This is a genomic window from Pseudonocardia sp. C8 (assembly GCF_014267175.1).
Classification (GTDB): Bacteria; Actinomycetota; Actinomycetes; order Mycobacteriales; family Pseudonocardiaceae; genus Pseudonocardia.
Window position 1 is genome coordinate 721,100 of the sequence record NZ_JACMTR010000002.1, and the last position, 15,943, is coordinate 737,042.

Genomic DNA, 15,943 nt, shown 5'->3' on the forward strand with positions numbered 1-15,943 from the left:
GGTCGGCGGGTCAGCCGATCCCCAGCGCCCCGGCCAGCCGCGCCAGGTCCTCCTCCGGTTCCCGCATCCCCGCCGTGATCACCTGCGCGCAGACGTGGTCGGCACCGGCGGCGAGGTGCTCGTCGAGCCGGGCCGCGACCTGCTCGGGGGCGCCGTGAGCGACGAGGGCGTCGATCAGGGCGTCGCTGCCACCGCCGGCGAGGTCGTCGTCGGACCAGCCGAGACGCTCCAGGTTGGTCGTGTAGTTCCGCAGCCCCAGGTACGGCTTCTGCACCGCCGGCCGGCCGAGCGCGCGGGCCGCCTCCGGGTCGGTGTCGAGGACCACCTTGTGCTCCGGCGCGAGCAACACCCCGGAGCCGAGCCGCTCGCGAGCGAGCCGGGTGTGCTCGGGCGTCGTCAGGTAGGGGTGCGCGCCGGCCGACCGCTCCCGGGCCAGGTCCAGCACCTTCGGACCGAGCGCCGCGAGGACACGCGCGTCGTCCGGCACCCCCGCGTCGTCGAGCCGGTCCAGGTAGTCGACGAGGGTGGCGAAGGGCCGCCGGTAGTCGCTGGTCGCCTCCGGGTGCCCGACCCCGATGCCGAGGAGGAACCGGTCCGGGTGCCGCCCGGCGATCCGGTGGTACGACGGCGCGACCTCGTCCGCGGGCGCCGACCAGACGTTGACGATGCCGGTCGCGACGACCAGAGACGACGTCGCGTCCAGCAGCGACTCGGCCAGCTCCAGGTCCCCCGGCGGGGACCCGCCGATCCACACCGCGGTGAACCCGAGCGTCTCGATCCGCTTCGCCAGGTCGGGGGTGAGGGCGGACGCGTGCCGCCAGATGCCGTAGCGACCGAGTGAGGGAGTCATGTCCACCACTACCTCCGGACGGTCCCGATCATTCCCGGTTCTAGGATGGCCACCCCCGACACGAGAGGCTGGGCGTGCAGTGATCGACCTGAAGGCGGCCCGACAGGACCCGGAGCGGTTCCGCACGGCGTTGTCCCGGCGGGGCGCGTCCGCGGACTTCGACGCGCTGCTGGAGGTCGACGTCCGCTGGCGGGAGCTCACCGACCGCGTCGGCGGCCTCCGCGCCGCGCAGAAGCAGCGGCCCAAGGGCAAGCCGACCCCGGAGCAGGTGGAGCAGTTCAAGCAGGAGAAGGACGAGCTGCGCGCCGCCGAGGAGGAGCTGGCCGCGGCCGACACCGAGCGGGCCGAGCTGCTCGCCCGGATCCCGAACCTGCCCGACCCGACCGCCGCCGACGGGATGGCCGAGGAGGACGCGGTCACCGTCCGGACGTGGGGCGAGCGGCCCTCGTTCGACTTCCCGCCCAAGGACCACCTGGACCTCGGCTCGCCGACCGGCTGGGTGGACATGGCCCGCGGTGCCCGGATGGCCGGGTCGCGGTTCGCCTACCGGATCGGCGACGTGGCGCTGCTCGAGCTCGCCCTGTTCCGCTACGTCATCGACAAGCTGGTGGGGGAGGGCTTCGTGCCCGTCCTCGGGCCGGTGCTGTCGAACGAGCGGACGATGTACGGCACCGGGTTCCTCCCGACCGAGGAGTCGAACCTCTACCAGCTGGAGAAGGACGGTCTGTACCTGACGGGCACGTCCGAGGTGGCGCTCGCCGGCATCCACATGGACGAGATCGTCGACGTCGAGACCCTGCCGGCCCGCTACGTGGCCTTCTCGACGAACTTCCGTCGCGAGGCCGGGGCGGCGGGCAAGGACACCAAGGGCATGTTCCGGGTGCACCAGTTCGACAAGGTCGAGATGTACGTCTACTGCCTGCCCGAGGACTCGAAGGACGTCCACGAGCAGCTCCTCGCGCACGAGGAGTCGATCGTGCAGGAGCTGGGGCTGCCGTACCGGGTGCAGAACATCGCCGTCGGCGACCTCGGGAACCCGGCCGCGAAGAAGTACGACATCGAGGCCTGGTTCCCCGTCCAGGAGCGCTACCGCGAGATCACCTCCTGCTCCAACACCACCGACTACCAGGCCCGGCGGCTGAACATCCGGTTCCGCCGGGAGGCGAACGCCCCGACCGAGAACGTCCACACGCTCAACGGGACCGGCGCCACGGCCCGCGCGATGCTCGCGATCATGGAGAACTTCCAGGACGCGAACGGGACCGTCACGGTGCCGGAGGTGCTGCGCCGGCACGGAGCGCCGGCGACGGTCGGCGCGCCGCCGGCCTGACCCGTCACCCGGACGGGTGGACGCTTACTCCTGGTGACCGTGGGGAACAACCCCGCCGCCGGCCGAGCCGTTGGATCTTGTGTGGACCGAACGGGGAGTGCTGTGCCCGGGTACCGGCCCGGGGAGTTGCCGGTCGTTCCGCGGGTGCCGCGGGGCGACGGGCCGCACGAGCGTCCGGTCCCACCGACCATGCCGGTCCGTGTCCCTCCGGCCCCACCGACCGCACCCGTGGTCCGCGCGACTCCGGTCAGGGTCCGACCGGATCCGCGCTCGCGCCGCCGTCCCCGCGCGGAGCGCCGCCGGGAGCGCAGGGACCACCGCCGCGCCCGGCGCGACGAGCAGCGCGCCCGCACCGAACACCGGCGCGCGCAGCGGCGGGAACGCCGCCGCGAACGGCGGCAGCGCCGCTCCGGCCTCGGGCGCCGGATCGCGCACGGCGCCGGGGCGATGACGCTCGTGCTCGTCGCCCTCGCCGGGGTGGCCTGGACCGTCTTCGCCCCGCCCGGGCTCCCGGGCGGAAGCGATCCGGACGCGTCCGCGCTCGCCAACAAGGTCCCGCCGCCGCCCCCGCTGCCGCCGCCGCCGGGATGGCGCCCGGTCGGTGGCGACGAGTTCAACGGCACCGGCGTCGACGGGGCCACCTGGAGCACCTACAACTCGGTCGGCGGGTTCGGCCACGGCCTGCGCAGGCCGTCGGCGGTCGGGGTGCGGGACGGGCTGCTCACGATCACCGCACGCCCGCGGGCCGAGGGCGGCGGCGTGTCCGGCGGGATCGCGATGCACACCGGGCGGCTGCACGGGCGCTGGGAGTTCCGCGCCCGCACCGACCGCGGCACCGGCTTCAGCCCGGCGATCCTGCTGTGGCCGGACTCCGAGCGGTTCCCGCACGACGGCGAGCTGGACATGATGGAGATCCCCTACGGCGACCGGCGGGCCGCCACGGCGTTCGTGCACTACGGCGCGGAGAACCACGTGCTGTCCACCGAGGCGCCCGGGGACTTCACCCAGTGGCACACCTTCGCGCTGGAGTGGCTGCCGGAGCGGATCACCTGGTACGTCGACGGCCAGAAGCGGTGGGAGATCACCGACCGCCGCGCGATCCCGACCAAGCCGATGCACCTGTGCATCCAGCTCGACCAGGGCCCGTCCGAGAAGTGGATCCCGGGCCCGGACGCGACGACCCCGGACCAGGTCCGGTTGCAGGTGGACTGGGCGCGGATCTCCGCACCCGTGCGCCGCTGAAGCACCCCGGCCGGCCCCGGAGCCGGCTGTCGGAGCGGCCCGGTACAACGGTGCGCATGGACCCGACCCCCGCCGAGCTCGCCACCGCGCTCGGCCTGCACCCGCCGACCGAGGAGCAGGCCGCGGTGATCGCCGCGCCGGCCGGCCCGGCGCTGGTCGTCGCGGGGGCGGGGGCGGGCAAGACGGAGACGATGGCGGCCCGCGTCGTCTGGCTGGTCGCCACCGGGCGGGTGCTGCCCGAGCAGGTCCTCGGCCTCACGTTCACCCGCAAGGCCGCCCAGCAGCTCGGCACCCGCGTCCGCTCCCGGCTGCGCCGGCTCGCCGGGTCCCGCCTGCTCGACGACCTCGACCCGGGCGGCTCCCGGAGGGCGGCACTGCTGGCCGGGGAGCCGACCGTGTCGACGTACCACGCCTACGCCGGGCGGCTGGTCGGTGAGCACGCGCTGCGGCTGCCGGCCGAACCGGCGAACCGGCTGCTGAGCCCCACCGCGGCCTGGCAGCTCGCGCACCGGGTCGTCTCCACCTGGGCCGCCGACCTGGAGGTCGACCGGGTGCCGGCGACCGTCACCGGCTACCTGCTCGCGCTGGCCGGCGAGCTGGGCGAGCACCTGGCCGAGCCGGCCGGCGTCGAGCGGCTCGCCGCCCGGATGCTCCCGGTGCTCGAGCACGCCCCGCCCGGCAAGCGGCAGCGCGCCGAACCGTCCGCCGGGTACAAGGCGCGGATCGCCGGGCAGCGGATGCGGCTGGAGCTGCTGCCGCTGGTGGCGGAGTTCGCCCGGCGCAAGCAGGCCGAGCAGGCGATGGACTTCTCCGACCAGATGGCGCTCGCCGCCCGGATCGCCGAGGCCGACCCGGAGGTCGGGCGGATCGAGCGGGGCCAGTACCGGGCGGTGCTGCTCGACGAGTACCAGGACACCGGGCACGCCCAGCGGGTGCTGCTGCGCGCCCTCTACGGCGTCCCGCCCGGCCTGGCGCCGGACCCGGAACCCGATGACGGGCACCGGTCGGTCACCGCCGTCGGCGACCCCTGCCAGTCGATCTACGGCTGGCGCGGGGCCAGCGCCGGGAACCTCGCCCGGTTCCGCACCGACTTCCCGACCGGGCGCGGCGACCCGGCGCCGGTGCACGGCCTGCTGACCAGCTTCCGCAACCCGGCCGAGGTGCTGGCGCTGGCCAACCGCGTCTCCGAACCCCTCCGGACCGCGCCCGGCTCCGTACGGGTCGGTGAGCTGCGTCCGCTCGACGGGGCCGGGCCCGGCGACGTCCGGGTCGCGCTGCTGCCCGATGTCGCCGCCGAGATCGACTGGCTGGCGGACGGGATCGCCACCCGGTGGCACGCCGACGCCGAGGACGGCGGTGACCCGCCGACCGCGGCGGTGCTGGTCCGCCGCCGCTCGGACATGGACGCGATCGCGGCCGCGCTGCGTGACCGGCACGTCCCGGTCGAGGTGGTGGGGCTCGGTGGGCTGCTGTCCACCCCCGAGGTCCGCGACCTCGTCTCCGCGCTGCGGGTGGTGTCCGACCCGCTGGCCGGGCCCGCCGCCGTCCGGCTGCTGACCGGCCCGCGCTGGCGGCTCGGGATCGCCGACCTGGCCGCGCTGTGGCAGCGGGCCCGCGAGCTGGTCCCGGCCCGCCCGGCCCGCCCCGGCCCGCTCACCGCGGCCGATCTCGCGCTCGGGGCGCTGCCGGGGGAGCACGCCGAGCAGGCCGGCCTGGTCGACGCGCTCGACGACCCGGGCGAGCCGGACCGCTACTCGCCGGCCGGGTTCGACCGGATCCGGCGGATCGGGCGCGAGCTGTCCCAGCTGCGGGCCCGCGCGGCGGCACCGCTGACCGACCTCGTCGCCGACGTCGAGCGCACCCTGCTGCTCGACGTCGAGACGACCGCCCGGCCCGGCCCGACCGGGCGGGCGCACCTGGACGCGTTCGCCGACGTCGTCGCCGAGTTCGCGGCCGGCGCGGACGTGCCGTCGCTGCCCGCGCTGCTGGACTACCTCGACACCGCCGAGCAGGCCGAGGAGGGTCTCACCCCGGGCGAGGTCGAGGTCGCGCCGGACCGGGTGCAGATCCTCACCGTGCACGCCGCGAAGGGCCTCGAGTGGGAGGTCGTCGCCGTCCCGCACCTGGTGGCACAGGTCTTCCCCGGCCGCAAGATGTCCGGCAGCTGGCTCAAGGACCCCTCCGAGCTGCCGGTCCCGCTGCGCGGCGACGCCGACGACCTCCCCGGGCTCGACCTCCCGCCGCCCGGCGCGGACCGCAAGGAGGTCGAGAAGGCCCTCGACGACCACGACGCGGCCCTCGACGAGCGCAGGCTCGCCGAGGAGCGCCGGCTGTTCTACGTGGCGTTGACCCGGGCGGAGCGGACGCTGCTCGCGTCCGGGCACCGGTGGCCGGCGACCGGGGAGCGGCCCAAGGAGCCGTCGGTGTTCCTCACCGAGCTCGCCGAGATCCTGGAGGGCCCGGGCGGCTCCGAGGTCGGCGTGCTGGAGGCGTGGGCGCCACCGCCGGAGGCCGACACCGGCAACCCGGCGCTCGGGGTCGAGCGCACCGCGCAGTGGCCGCCGGACCCGTTCGGGGACCGCGCCGGCGACGTCCGCACCGGCGCCGACCTGGTGCGGGCCGCGTTGCGGGCCCGGAGGCCGAAGCGCCCGCGGCGGGCGTCCGCCGACCAGCTCGCCCTGGAGCTCCCCGACCCGGAGCCCGCCCCGGCCGGTGGTGACGACGCCGGAGGGGACGCCGGTGACGACCCCGAGGGCTGGGCGGCCGACGTCGACGTCCTGCTCGCCGAGCGCGCCGCCGCCGCGGACCGGCCGACCGTGGCGCTGCCGGGCCGCCTGTCGGTGAGCCGGCTGGTCGAGCTCGCCGACGACCCGGACGCGCTGGCCGTCCGGCTCCGCCGCCCGGTGCCGGTGCCGCCGAACCCGCACGCCCGCCGCGGCACCGCGTTCCACGCCTGGCTGGAGCAGCGGTTCGGCGCGGAACGGCTGCTCGACCTCGACGAGCTGCCCGGCGCGGCCGACGAGTCCGCGGCCTCCGGGTCCGACGCCGCCGACCTGGCCGAGCTGCAGGCCGCGTTCGAGGCGTCCGAGTGGGCGGACCGCCGGCCGGTGGACGTCGAGGTGGCCTTCGAGACCGTGCTCGCCGGGGTCGCGGTCCGGGGCCGGATGGACGCCGTGTTCGCCGACCCGGACGGCGGCTGGACCGTGGTCGACTGGAAGACCGGGAGCCCGCCGGGCCCCGACCGGGAGCACGCCGTCGGGGTGCAGCTGGCCGCCTACCGGCTGGCGTGGGCGGCGTTGCAGGGGGTGTCGCCGGAGCGGGTCCGGGCGGCGTTCCACTACGTGCGCGACGGCGTCACGCTGCGGCCCGCCGACCTGCTGGACGTCGACCGGCTGCAGCAGCTGGTCGCGGGGGTGCCGGCGGGTTAGCAGGGCCCGGACGCCCGCGAGCCCGCGCCCGGGATGTCCGGGACGCGGGCTCGCGGGCGCGTACGGCGGAGAGGTCAGTGCGAGATGGCCTTCTCCACCCCCGTGCCGGTGAGGGACCGCACCTCCATCTCGGCGGCCTTGTCCTCGTCAGCGCGTTCCTTGGACAGCACGGTGCCGAGGTAGCCGAGCAGGAACGAGAGCGGGATCGACACCAGGCCCGGGTTCTTCAGCGGGAACAGCGCGAAGTCCGCGCTCGGGATCATCGCGCTCTCGGCGCCGGACACCGCGGGCGAGAAGATGATCAGAACGAGGCAGATGCTCAGCCCGCCGTACATGCTCCACAGCGCACCGGTGGTGTTGAACCGCTTCCAGAACAGCGAGTACAGGATCGTCGGGAGGTTCGCCGAGGCCGCGACGGCGAACGCCAGCGCGACCAGGAAGGCGATGTTCTGGCCGAGCGCGGCGATGCCGCCCACGATCGCCAGCGCACCGATCACCAGGACGGTGATCCGGGCGACCCGGACCTCACCGTCCGGGTCCAGCTGGCCGTGCTTGATGATGTTCGCGTAGACGTCGTGCGCGAACGACGCCGACGCCGTGATCGTCAGGCCGGCCACGACGGCGAGGATGGTCGCGAAGGCCACCGCGGAGATCACGCCGAGCAGGATCGGGCCGCCCAGGGTGAACGCGAGCAGCGGCGCCGCGGAGTTCTCCTCGCCCGGCGCGTTCGAGATCGTCTCCGCGCCGCCGGGCACCATCGCGGCCGCGCCGTAGCCGATCACGAGCGAGAGCAGGTAGAAGAGGCCGATCAGCCAGATGGCCCACTCGACGGACTTCCGGGCCTCCTTGGCGGTGGGCACCGTGTAGAACCGCATGAGGACGTGCGGCAGCCCCGCGGTGCCCAGGACCAGGGCGAAGGACAGCGAGACGAAGTCCAGCTTGGTGGTGGTGCTCGTCCCGTACTGCAGGCCCGGCTCGAGCAGGGCCTGCCCGTCCGGCGACTTCGAGGCCGCCTCACCGAGGAGCGCGGAGAGGTTGAAGCCGAACAGGGCCAGTGCCCACACCGTCATCACGATGGCGCCGGCGATCAGCAGCGTCGCCTTGACGATCTGCACCCAGGTGGTGCCCCGCATGCCGCCGACCAGCACGTAGATGAGCATGACGACGCCGACCACCGCGACGACGAGTCCCTGGGCGAACGCACCGGAGACGTTGAGCAGCAGGGCGACCAGGCCACCGGCCCCCGCCATCTGGGCGATCAGGTAGAACAGCGACACCGCGAGCGTGGACACGGCCGCCGCGGCCCGCACCGGTTCCCGGCGCATCCGGAAGGCCAGCACGTCGCCCATCGTGAACTTGCCGGTGTTGCGCAGCAGCTCCGCGACGAGCAGCAGCGCCACCAGCCAGGCGACCAGGAAGCCGATCGAGTAGAGGAACCCGTCGTAGCCGTTCACGGCGATCGCCCCGGCGATGCCCAGGAACGACGCGGCCGAGAGGTAGTCCCCGGCGATGGCCAGGCCGTTCTGCGGCCCGGTGAAGCCGCCACCGGCGACGTAGTAGTCCGAGGCGCTGCGGGTGGCCTGCCGGCTGACGTAGAGCACGATCGCCAGCGTCACCACGACGAACGCCGCGAAGATCGAGATGTTGAGGACCGGGCTGCTGCCGACGATCCCCTGGGCCAGCACGGTCATCGCTTCGTGCTCCTCTCGGCTTCCTCACGGATCTTCGAGCTGAGCGGGTCCAGCGAGCGGTCCGCGAACCGGACGTAGAAGATCGTGATCGCGAACGTGGACACGATCTGCAGCAGCCCGAAGATCAGGCCGATGTTGATGTTCCCCAGTACCCGGATCGACATGAAGCCGGGCGCGAAGCTGGCCAGCAGCACGTACAGCAGGTACCAGACGAGGAACGCCGCCGTGACGGGGAAGACGAACCCCCGGAGCCGCTTGCGCAGCTGCTGGAAGTCGCTGCCTGCCTGGATGGCCCGCCAGTCGGGCACCCCCGGTGGGGGCCCTCCGGTGCCTTCGGATTCGGTACCCATCTCTGCCTCCTTGCATCTCCCGCGCGCGGTCTCGGGGTGCGCCCAGGAAAGTTGCTCGTCGCCGCGGGCGGAACCCAACAGACGGTCACGATTCGGACAGTGAGGCCGGTGGCCGACGATCGGCGGGTGGATCACGTCAGGACACGACGAACGGTCTTGACAACGGCCGTACTACCTCACTCGGTTACTCACGATCCGCCAGATGGAGCCGCAGCATCGTATCCTCCGCCGCGGACGGAACGTGATCGACCAGTGACATGACGATCATGACGAGGAATGCCAGCGGGACCGACCACAGTGCCGGTCGGGTGAGCAGCATGCCGACCGTTCCGCCGAGCCCCAGCGCGGTGTTCAGTCCCATGGCTCCCACCGAACAGACCAGCCCGGCGACCATGCCGGCGCCCGCGCCGCGGGCCGTCAGCCGGCTCCACCACAGGCCCAGGACCAGCAGCGGGCAGAACGTCGACGCCGCGACGGTGAACGCCGACGTGACCGCGGCGCTGACGTCCACCCGCACCATCAGCAGCGCCGCCGGGAGCACGGCCACCGACGCGGCCAGCGCGGTGAGCCGGAGCCGGCGCAGCCCGGACGGCATGAGGTCGTGCGCGAGCGCCCCGGACAGCGCCAGGAGCAGGCCGAGCGAGGTGGCCAGGAACGCGGCGAACGCCCCCGCGGTGAGCAGGGCGGTGAGCACGGCCGCCGTCCCGCCGCCGGTGACCCGGCCGGGCAGCGTGACAACCGCGGTGTCGGTGCCCTGGGACAGGTAGAGCTCCGGGGTGAGCACCGTCCCGAGCAGGCCGTAGACGATCGTGAACAGGTAGAAGGTGCCCAGCAGCGCGACGGTGATCGCCGCCGTGCGGCGCGCGCTGCGACCGTCCGGGCTGGTGTGGAACCGGACGATGATGTGCGGCAGCCCCATCGTGCCGAGCGCGGTGGCGACGAGCACCGACCAGGTCGCCAGCAGCGGCGTCGAGTTCGCCGTGCCGAGCAGCGGCAGCGCCCAGTCCGCGCCGCCGGGCACCGGCAGCGACGCCCCGCCGCCGAGATCGGGCACCGCGGCGCCCCGGGGGAACAGCCAGACCTGGTCCGCGCGGGCCCGGTGCGGCCCGGGGGCCAGCTCGGCGGGCACACCGTCGATCGCGACGGCGGTCGGTTCGGTGAGCACCAGCTCGGTGTCGAGCCGGAAGTCGACCGGTGTCTCCCGGGCGAAGTGGGTGAACTCGGGCGGCGCGACCAGCTCGGCGCGCAGCGACGGCCCGGCGAGCAGCAGCAGCCAGATCGCCGGTCCGGCGAACAGCAGCAGCTTGAGCGCGAACTGGAACGCCTGGACGTAGGTGGCCGCCCGCATCCCGCCGAGGGCGAGCGTGACGCCGACGGCCAGCCCGGACACGACGACGCCCACCCAGTAGTCCACACCGGACACCAGGGTGAGCAGCTGGCCGGCCGCGACGATCTGCGGGACCAGGTAGAGCCCCGCGATCACCACGACGACGACCGCGCAGAACCGGCGCAGCGCCCGCGACCCCAGCCGGGCCTCGGCGAAACCGGGCACGGTCAGCGCCCCGCTGCGCCGCATCGGGGCCGCCACCAGGGCCAGCATCAGCAGGTACCCCGCGGTGAACCCGACCGGGTACCAGAGCGCCCCGGTGCCCTCCTTGATCACCAGGCCCGCGACGCCGAGGAACGAGGCCGCCGACAGGTACTCCCCGGAGACGGCGGCGGCGTTGAGCATCGGCGAGGTCCGCCGGGAGGCGACCAGGAAGTCCGACGTGGTGCGCATCGCGGCGACGCCGCGGGCCCCGATCAGCACGGTGACCAGGACCAGCGCGACGACGGCGGCGCCGGTCACGGTGCGGGTGCCGGGAGCCCACCCGGCCCGTCGCCCGGCCGCTCGTCCTGCCCGGCCGGCGCCGCCCGCCCGTTCCGCCGGACGGGCGTCCCGCGGTCCTCCCGCGCGGTCCGGGCCGCCCGGTCGTCCCGCTCCACCCGCTCGGCCCCGCGCAGGTGCCACCACGCCAGCCCGGCCAGCAGCGGGTACGGCACCCAGGCCACCAGGATCCAGCCCAGCGGCAGCCCGCCCACCCGCCACCCGGTGAGCCCCGGGACCGCGTGCAGCAGCACCGGCAGGCCGAGCAGCAGCACCGCACCGCAGGTCAGGGTGACCGCCACCCGGCGCAGCTGGGCCCGGCGGATCGTGCGGGCCTGCGCGGCACGCCCCGGTTCGAGCACCGGCTCCGGCACCGGACGCGCGCCCGGCGTGCGGGAGCGGCCGCCGGGCTCCGGCGGCGCGGTCACGGCGACCCGGCGCGGGCGGTTCACGAGCGGCCCCGCCCCCGGCCCGCGCCGCCCGGGTCGCCGAGGGCGCCGGACGTCGCCGCAGCCAGCAGCTGGTCGCGCAGGTCGCGGGCGTGCCGGCGGCTGACCGGGACGTCACCGGCGTCGGTGTGGGCGAGCAGGCCGCCCCCGGCGTCGCTGCGCAGCTCCCGCACCGCCGGCAGGTGCACCAGGAAGCTGCGGTGCACCCGGACGAACCGGTGCGCGGCCCAGTGCTCCTCCAGCCGGGACAGCGGGATGCGGACCAGGTGCGAGCCGGTCGGGGTGTGCAGCCGGACGTAGTCGCCATGGGCCTCGGCGAACCGGACGTCCTCGCGGCGGACGTAGCGGGTCCGCCCGGCGAGCTCCACCGGCAGCACCCCGAGCTCGTCGACCCGGGGGACGGGCGGCGCGGTCTCGCCCACCGGTGCGGGCGCGGCCGCGCTCGCGGTGCGGCCGGCGCGGGCCCGGTGCACTCGGGCCAGCGCGTCGGCCAGCCGGTCGGCGCCGACCGGCTTGAGCAGGTAGTCGACCGCGCCCAGGCCGTAGGCGGCGACGGCGTGCTCCTCGAACGCGGTCACGAACACGATCTCCGGCGGCTCTGCCATCGCCGCCAGGACACCGCCCAGCTCGAGACCGTCCATCCCGGGCATCGTGATGTCGAGGAACACCGCGTCGAACCCGCCGGCCGGGATGGCGCGCAGCGCCTCGACGGCGTCGCCGGCCCGGGCGACCGCGCCCACGTCCGGGGCGTCGGCGAGCAGCGCGCAGAGCTCGTCGAGGGCGGGGGCGACGTCGTCGACCGCCAGGACGCGCAGCGGGGCGGGGGTCATGCGAGCACCCCCGGCTGGAAGCGCGGGATCCGCAGCACGATCCGGGTGCCCGCGCCCGGTGCGGTCTCGATGACCAGGCCGTGTTCCGGGCCGTACACCGCACGCAACCGCCGGTCGACGTTCACCAGCGCCAGCCCGGCGCCCTCGGCCGTGCCGGCCAGCACCGCGCGGGCGTGCTCCGGGGACATGCCCGGTCCGTCGTCGTCGACCGCGATCACGCAGACGTCGCCCTCGGCTTCCCCACTGACCTGCACCAGCCCCCCGTCCGCGGTCCGCTCGACCCCGTGCTGCACGGCGTTCTCCACGAGCGGCTGCAGCGCCAGCACCGGCACCGGCACCGGCAGCACCTCGGGTGCCACCCGGACCTGCACGCGCAGCCGGTCGCCGAGCACGGCGCGGGCCAGCGTCAGGTAGGCCTCGACCGACCGGAACTCGCCGGCCAGCGACGTGTAGTCGCCCCGGGCCGCGAGCGAGTGCCGGATGAACTCGGCGAACGTCTCCAGCAGGTCCCGGGCCCGCGCGGGATCGGAGCGCACGAAGGACGCGATCGTGGTGAGCGCGTTGTAGACGAAGTGCGGCGAGATCTGGGCACGCAGCTCGCGCAGGCGGGCGGTCTCGGCCTCGGCGGCACCGTCCTCCAGCCGGGCCCGCTCGAGCGCGTCGGCGGTGAACCCGGCGATCCGGCGGGCCGCGGCGAGCGGGACACCACCGAGCACCAGCACCGGGGACTCCGGCCCGGGGTCGGCGCCCAGCGGGAGCGCCACCAGGTCCCCCTCGGCCCGCCGCCTGCCACACGCACGCAGGCCGAGCGCGATGCCCTCGTCCCGGTCCGCACCCCACCACGTCGCCGGGAAACCGGGCTGCAGCAGGCCGGCGGCGTCGGCGCCGCACAGCCCGGCGAGCCGGCGCAGGGCCTCCACGGCGGCCGGCGACCCGGCCGGTTCGCGCAGCCCCTCGGCGACCGCGACCCCGGCCTCGAGGACCTCCGCCGGGCCGGTGGGGGCGGCCACCGGTGACCGGAACCGGCCGGTCAGCCGGGGGCGCAGCGAGGTGCGGGAGCCGGACGCGCGCGCACGACGTTCGGGGTCCTCCTCGGCCGGCACCTGGTCAGGATAGGGCCCGAGGCGCCCGTCCCGCGGCCCGTGGGCGTTAGCCTGCCGCACGTGATCCGCTCCTCCCGCCTTGCCGCCCACGACCTCCAGGTCGCGGGTGCGCTGCGGATGCCCGACGCGCCGTCGAGCCCGGTCCGCTCCCTGACGGTCCGGCTGCTGATCGCGGTGTTCGCGCTCGCGACGACGACGATGATCGTCTACTTCGGGCGGGACGGCTACCTGGACAACAACGGCGCCGGCGAGATCTCGCTGCTCGACGCGCTGTACTACGCCACCGTGTCGCTGTCGACGACCGGTTACGGCGACATCGTCCCGGTCAGCACGACGGCCCGGACGATCAACATCGCCGTGATCACCCCGCTGCGGGTGCTGTTCCTGATCGTTCTCGTCGGGACGACCGTCGAGCTGCTCACCGAGCGCTCCCGGCAGGCGTTCCGGACCCAGCGCTGGAGGTCGCGCGTGCGCGAGCACACCGTCGTCGTCGGATACGGCACCAAGGGCCGGGCCGCGGTGGAGACCCTGCTGGGCGACGGCGTCGAGCCGGAGAAGATCGTCGTGGTGGACACCGACCGGTCGCGGCTCGACGTCGCGTCCGGGATGGGCCTGGTGACCGTCTCCGGCAACGCGACCCGGTCGGCCGTGCTGCGGATCGCCGGGGTGCAGCAGGCGACGACGCTGATCGTCGCCCTGGACCGGGACGACACCGCCGTGCTGGTGACGCTGACCGCGCGCGAGCAGTCCCGGACGGTCTCGATCATCGCCGCGGTCCGCGAGGCGGAGAACGTGCACCTGCTGCGGCAGTCCGGCGCGAGCTCGGTGATCGTCTCCGACGAGACGGCGGGCCGGCTGCTCGGCGTGGCGACGCGGTCCCCGGCCGTCGTCGAGGTGATGGAGGACCTGCTCACCCCGGACGCCGGGTTCGCCATCACCCAGCGCCCGGTCGAGCCGGCCGAGGTGGGCGGTTCGCCGCGGCACCTGCCCGACATCGTGCTGGGCGTGGTCCGGGGCGACAAGCTCTACCGGGTCGACTCGCCGGCGGTGGACGCCCTCGAACGCGGCGACCAGCTGCTCTACGTGCGGAAGGCCACACCGCCCGACGAACCGTGAGCATCGTCTTGACCTGAAGTCAGCTCCAGGTCGCACGGTGGTCGCATGACTCCTTCCACCACACATCCGCCGGCGACCACCGGCACCGGGTACGCCGCGCTGCCCCGGCTGATGGCCCGGATGACCGGCGACGAGAAGCACGAACCCGCGGCGACGTCCACCCTGGACGTCCTGTGGGTCCTCCACGACCGGGTCCTGCGCGTCGACCCCGCGCACGCCGACGACCCGGACCGCGACCGGCTCCTGGTCTCGAAGGGGCACGGCCCGATGGCGCTCTACGCCGTCCTGGCCGCGAAGGGCTTCCTCGACCCGGGCGCCCTCGACGGGTTCGCGGGGTTCGGATCGAGCCTCGGGCAGCACCCGGACCGCACGCTGGTCCCGGGCGTCGAGATCTCGTCCGGCTCGCTCGGGCACGGCCTCGGGCTCGCCGTCGGGACCGCACTCGGGCTGCGGCTCGCAGCCCGCCCGGCACGCACCGTCGTCCTGCTCGGCGACGCCGAGCTCGACGAGGGCTCCAACGCCGAGGCGATCCAGTACGCCGGCCGGGCCCGGCTCGACCGGCTCACCGCCGTCGTGATCGACAACGCGTCGGCGTCGCACGGCTGGCCCGGCGGGATCGCCGCCCGGTTCGCCGTCGAGGGGTGGGCGACCGTCGACACCGACGGCCGTGACCACGACGAGCTGTACCGCGCGTTCACCGCACCGCACGAGGGCCGCCCGCTGGCCGTCGTCGCCCACGTCGAGCCGAAGGGGAGCCCCCGATGACCGTGTCTGCTCTGCTCACCGCCACGCACCGCCCCGCTGACCAGCGGGAACGCTTCTACCAGCTGCTGCCGGAGCTGCTCGCGTCCGACCCGCGGGCGGTCGCGCTGCTCGCCGACATCGGCGCCGGCTACGTCGACCTGCCGGACGCCGTCGCCGACCGGGTGATCAACCTCGGTATCCGCGAGCAGCTGCTCGTCTCCGCGGCGGGCGGGCTCGCGCTCACCGGGATGCGCCCGGTCGTGCACACGTTCGCGCCGTTCCTCGTCGAGCGGCCCTACGAGCAGCTCAAGCTCGACCTCGGCCACCAGGACGTGGGCGCGCTGCTGGTGTCCGCGGGCGCGTCCTACGACATGGCAGCCGCGGGGGAGACCCACTTCGGCTCCCGCGACGTCGCCCTGCTCGACACCCTCGACGGCTGGACCGTGCACACGCCCGGGCACGCCGACGAGGCCGAGGCGCAGCTCCGGTCCGCGCTGCCCGGCGACGACCGGGTCTACGTCCGGCTCTCCGGCGCCTCCAACGCGGTCCCGCACGGCACCGGTCCCGGCATGGCGGTGCTGCGGCGCGGGAGCCGGGGCACGGTCGTCGCCGTGGGCCCGCTCGCCGACCGGACCCTCACCGCGGTCTCCGACCTCGACGTCACGGTGCTCTACGCGCCGACGGTCCGCCCGTTCGACGCCGCCACCCTGCGGGCGACCCTGACCGCACCGGACGTCGTGCTGGTCGAGCCCTACCTGGCCGGCACCTCGGTGCCGCACGCGACCGCGGCGCTGTCCGGGGTGCGGCACCGGGTGCTGGGGCTCGGGGTCGGGCACGCGGAGCTGCGCCGCTACGGCCGGCCGGCAGACCACGACGCCGCGCACGGCCTGGACGTCGCCGGGATCCGGCGGTCGGTGCGCGAGTTCCTCTCGTAGGCTCGGCG

At 75.0% G+C, this 15,943-nt stretch carries 13 protein-coding genes; 6 read left to right on the plus strand and 7 right to left on the minus strand.

Annotated features, from left to right (window positions below):
* Positions 1–10: 10 nt before the first annotated feature.
* Entirely contained in the window at positions 11–850 is an 840-nt protein-coding gene (locus H7X46_RS04135; protein ID WP_186358134.1) for an LLM class F420-dependent oxidoreductase, read from the minus strand.
* Positions 851–929: 79 nt separating this feature from the next.
* On the opposite strand from H7X46_RS04135, the gene serS reads away from it, so the two are divergent.
* The 3 genes from serS (at position 930) to H7X46_RS04150 (ending at position 6,850) form a co-directional block, all read left to right on the plus strand.
* A complete protein-coding gene (gene serS / locus H7X46_RS04140) occupies positions 930–2,180 on the plus strand; it encodes a serine--tRNA ligase (protein WP_186358135.1) in 1,251 nt (416 codons plus the stop codon).
* 228 nt (positions 2,181–2,408) lie between these two features.
* Complete coding sequence (locus H7X46_RS04145; RefSeq protein WP_186358136.1) at positions 2,409–3,422, plus strand: glycoside hydrolase family 16 protein; 1,014 nt, start codon at positions 2,409–2,411, stop codon at positions 3,420–3,422.
* Positions 3,423–3,478: 56 nt separating this feature from the next.
* Positions 3,479–6,850, plus strand: coding sequence for an ATP-dependent DNA helicase (locus H7X46_RS04150; RefSeq protein WP_222131190.1), 3,372 nt, complete (start codon positions 3,479–3,481; stop codon positions 6,848–6,850).
* Between the two features lie 74 nt (positions 6,851–6,924).
* Here the strand turns inward: H7X46_RS04150 and H7X46_RS04155 are convergent, their stop codons facing one another.
* From H7X46_RS04155 to H7X46_RS04180, 6 genes are all read right to left on the minus strand, one after another.
* Entirely contained in the window at positions 6,925–8,541 is a 1,617-nt protein-coding gene (locus tag H7X46_RS04155; RefSeq protein ID WP_186358138.1) for a cation acetate symporter, read from the minus strand.
* Positions 8,538–8,891 carry a DUF485 domain-containing protein gene (locus H7X46_RS04160; protein WP_186358139.1) on the minus strand — a complete coding sequence of 118 codons (354 nt, stop codon included), beginning with the start codon at positions 8,889–8,891 and terminating at the stop codon, positions 8,538–8,540. The genes H7X46_RS04155 and H7X46_RS04160 overlap by 4 nt, the downstream gene beginning before the upstream one ends.
* A 184-nt stretch (positions 8,892–9,075) precedes the next feature.
* Positions 9,076–10,740: a cation acetate symporter gene (locus H7X46_RS04165; protein WP_186358140.1), complete on the minus strand. Its 1,665-nt coding sequence runs from the start codon at positions 10,738–10,740 to the stop codon at positions 9,076–9,078.
* Positions 10,737–11,210, minus strand: coding sequence for a hypothetical protein (locus H7X46_RS04170; RefSeq protein ID WP_186358141.1), 474 nt, complete (start codon positions 11,208–11,210; stop codon positions 10,737–10,739). Before H7X46_RS04170 ends, H7X46_RS04165 begins: the two co-directional genes overlap by 4 nt.
* The gene (locus H7X46_RS04175) at positions 11,207–12,037 is read right to left on the minus strand and encodes a LytTR family DNA-binding domain-containing protein (RefSeq protein WP_186358142.1); all 831 of its coding nucleotides are present in this window, start codon (positions 12,035–12,037) and stop codon (positions 11,207–11,209) included. Before H7X46_RS04175 ends, H7X46_RS04170 begins: the two co-directional genes overlap by 4 nt.
* The gene (locus H7X46_RS04180; RefSeq protein ID WP_370588601.1) at positions 12,034–13,140 is read right to left on the minus strand and encodes a sensor histidine kinase; all 1,107 of its coding nucleotides are present in this window, start codon (positions 13,138–13,140) and stop codon (positions 12,034–12,036) included. Before H7X46_RS04180 ends, H7X46_RS04175 begins: the two co-directional genes overlap by 4 nt.
* Before the next feature lie 117 nt (positions 13,141–13,257).
* On the opposite strand from H7X46_RS04180, the gene H7X46_RS04185 reads away from it, so the two are divergent.
* From H7X46_RS04185 to H7X46_RS04195, 3 genes are read left to right on the plus strand one after another with little or no spacing between them, the layout of a single operon-like run.
* Positions 13,258–14,256 carry a TrkA family potassium uptake protein gene (locus H7X46_RS04185; protein WP_222131614.1) on the plus strand — a complete coding sequence of 333 codons (999 nt, stop codon included), beginning with the start codon at positions 13,258–13,260 and terminating at the stop codon, positions 14,254–14,256.
* A 45-nt stretch (positions 14,257–14,301) separates the two neighbouring features.
* Complete coding sequence (locus H7X46_RS04190; RefSeq protein WP_186358144.1) at positions 14,302–15,021, plus strand: transketolase; 720 nt, start codon at positions 14,302–14,304, stop codon at positions 15,019–15,021.
* Entirely contained in the window at positions 15,018–15,935 is a 918-nt protein-coding gene (locus H7X46_RS04195; RefSeq protein WP_186358145.1) for a transketolase family protein, read from the plus strand. The genes H7X46_RS04190 and H7X46_RS04195 overlap by 4 nt, the downstream gene beginning before the upstream one ends.
* Positions 15,936–15,943 lie beyond the last annotated feature (8 nt).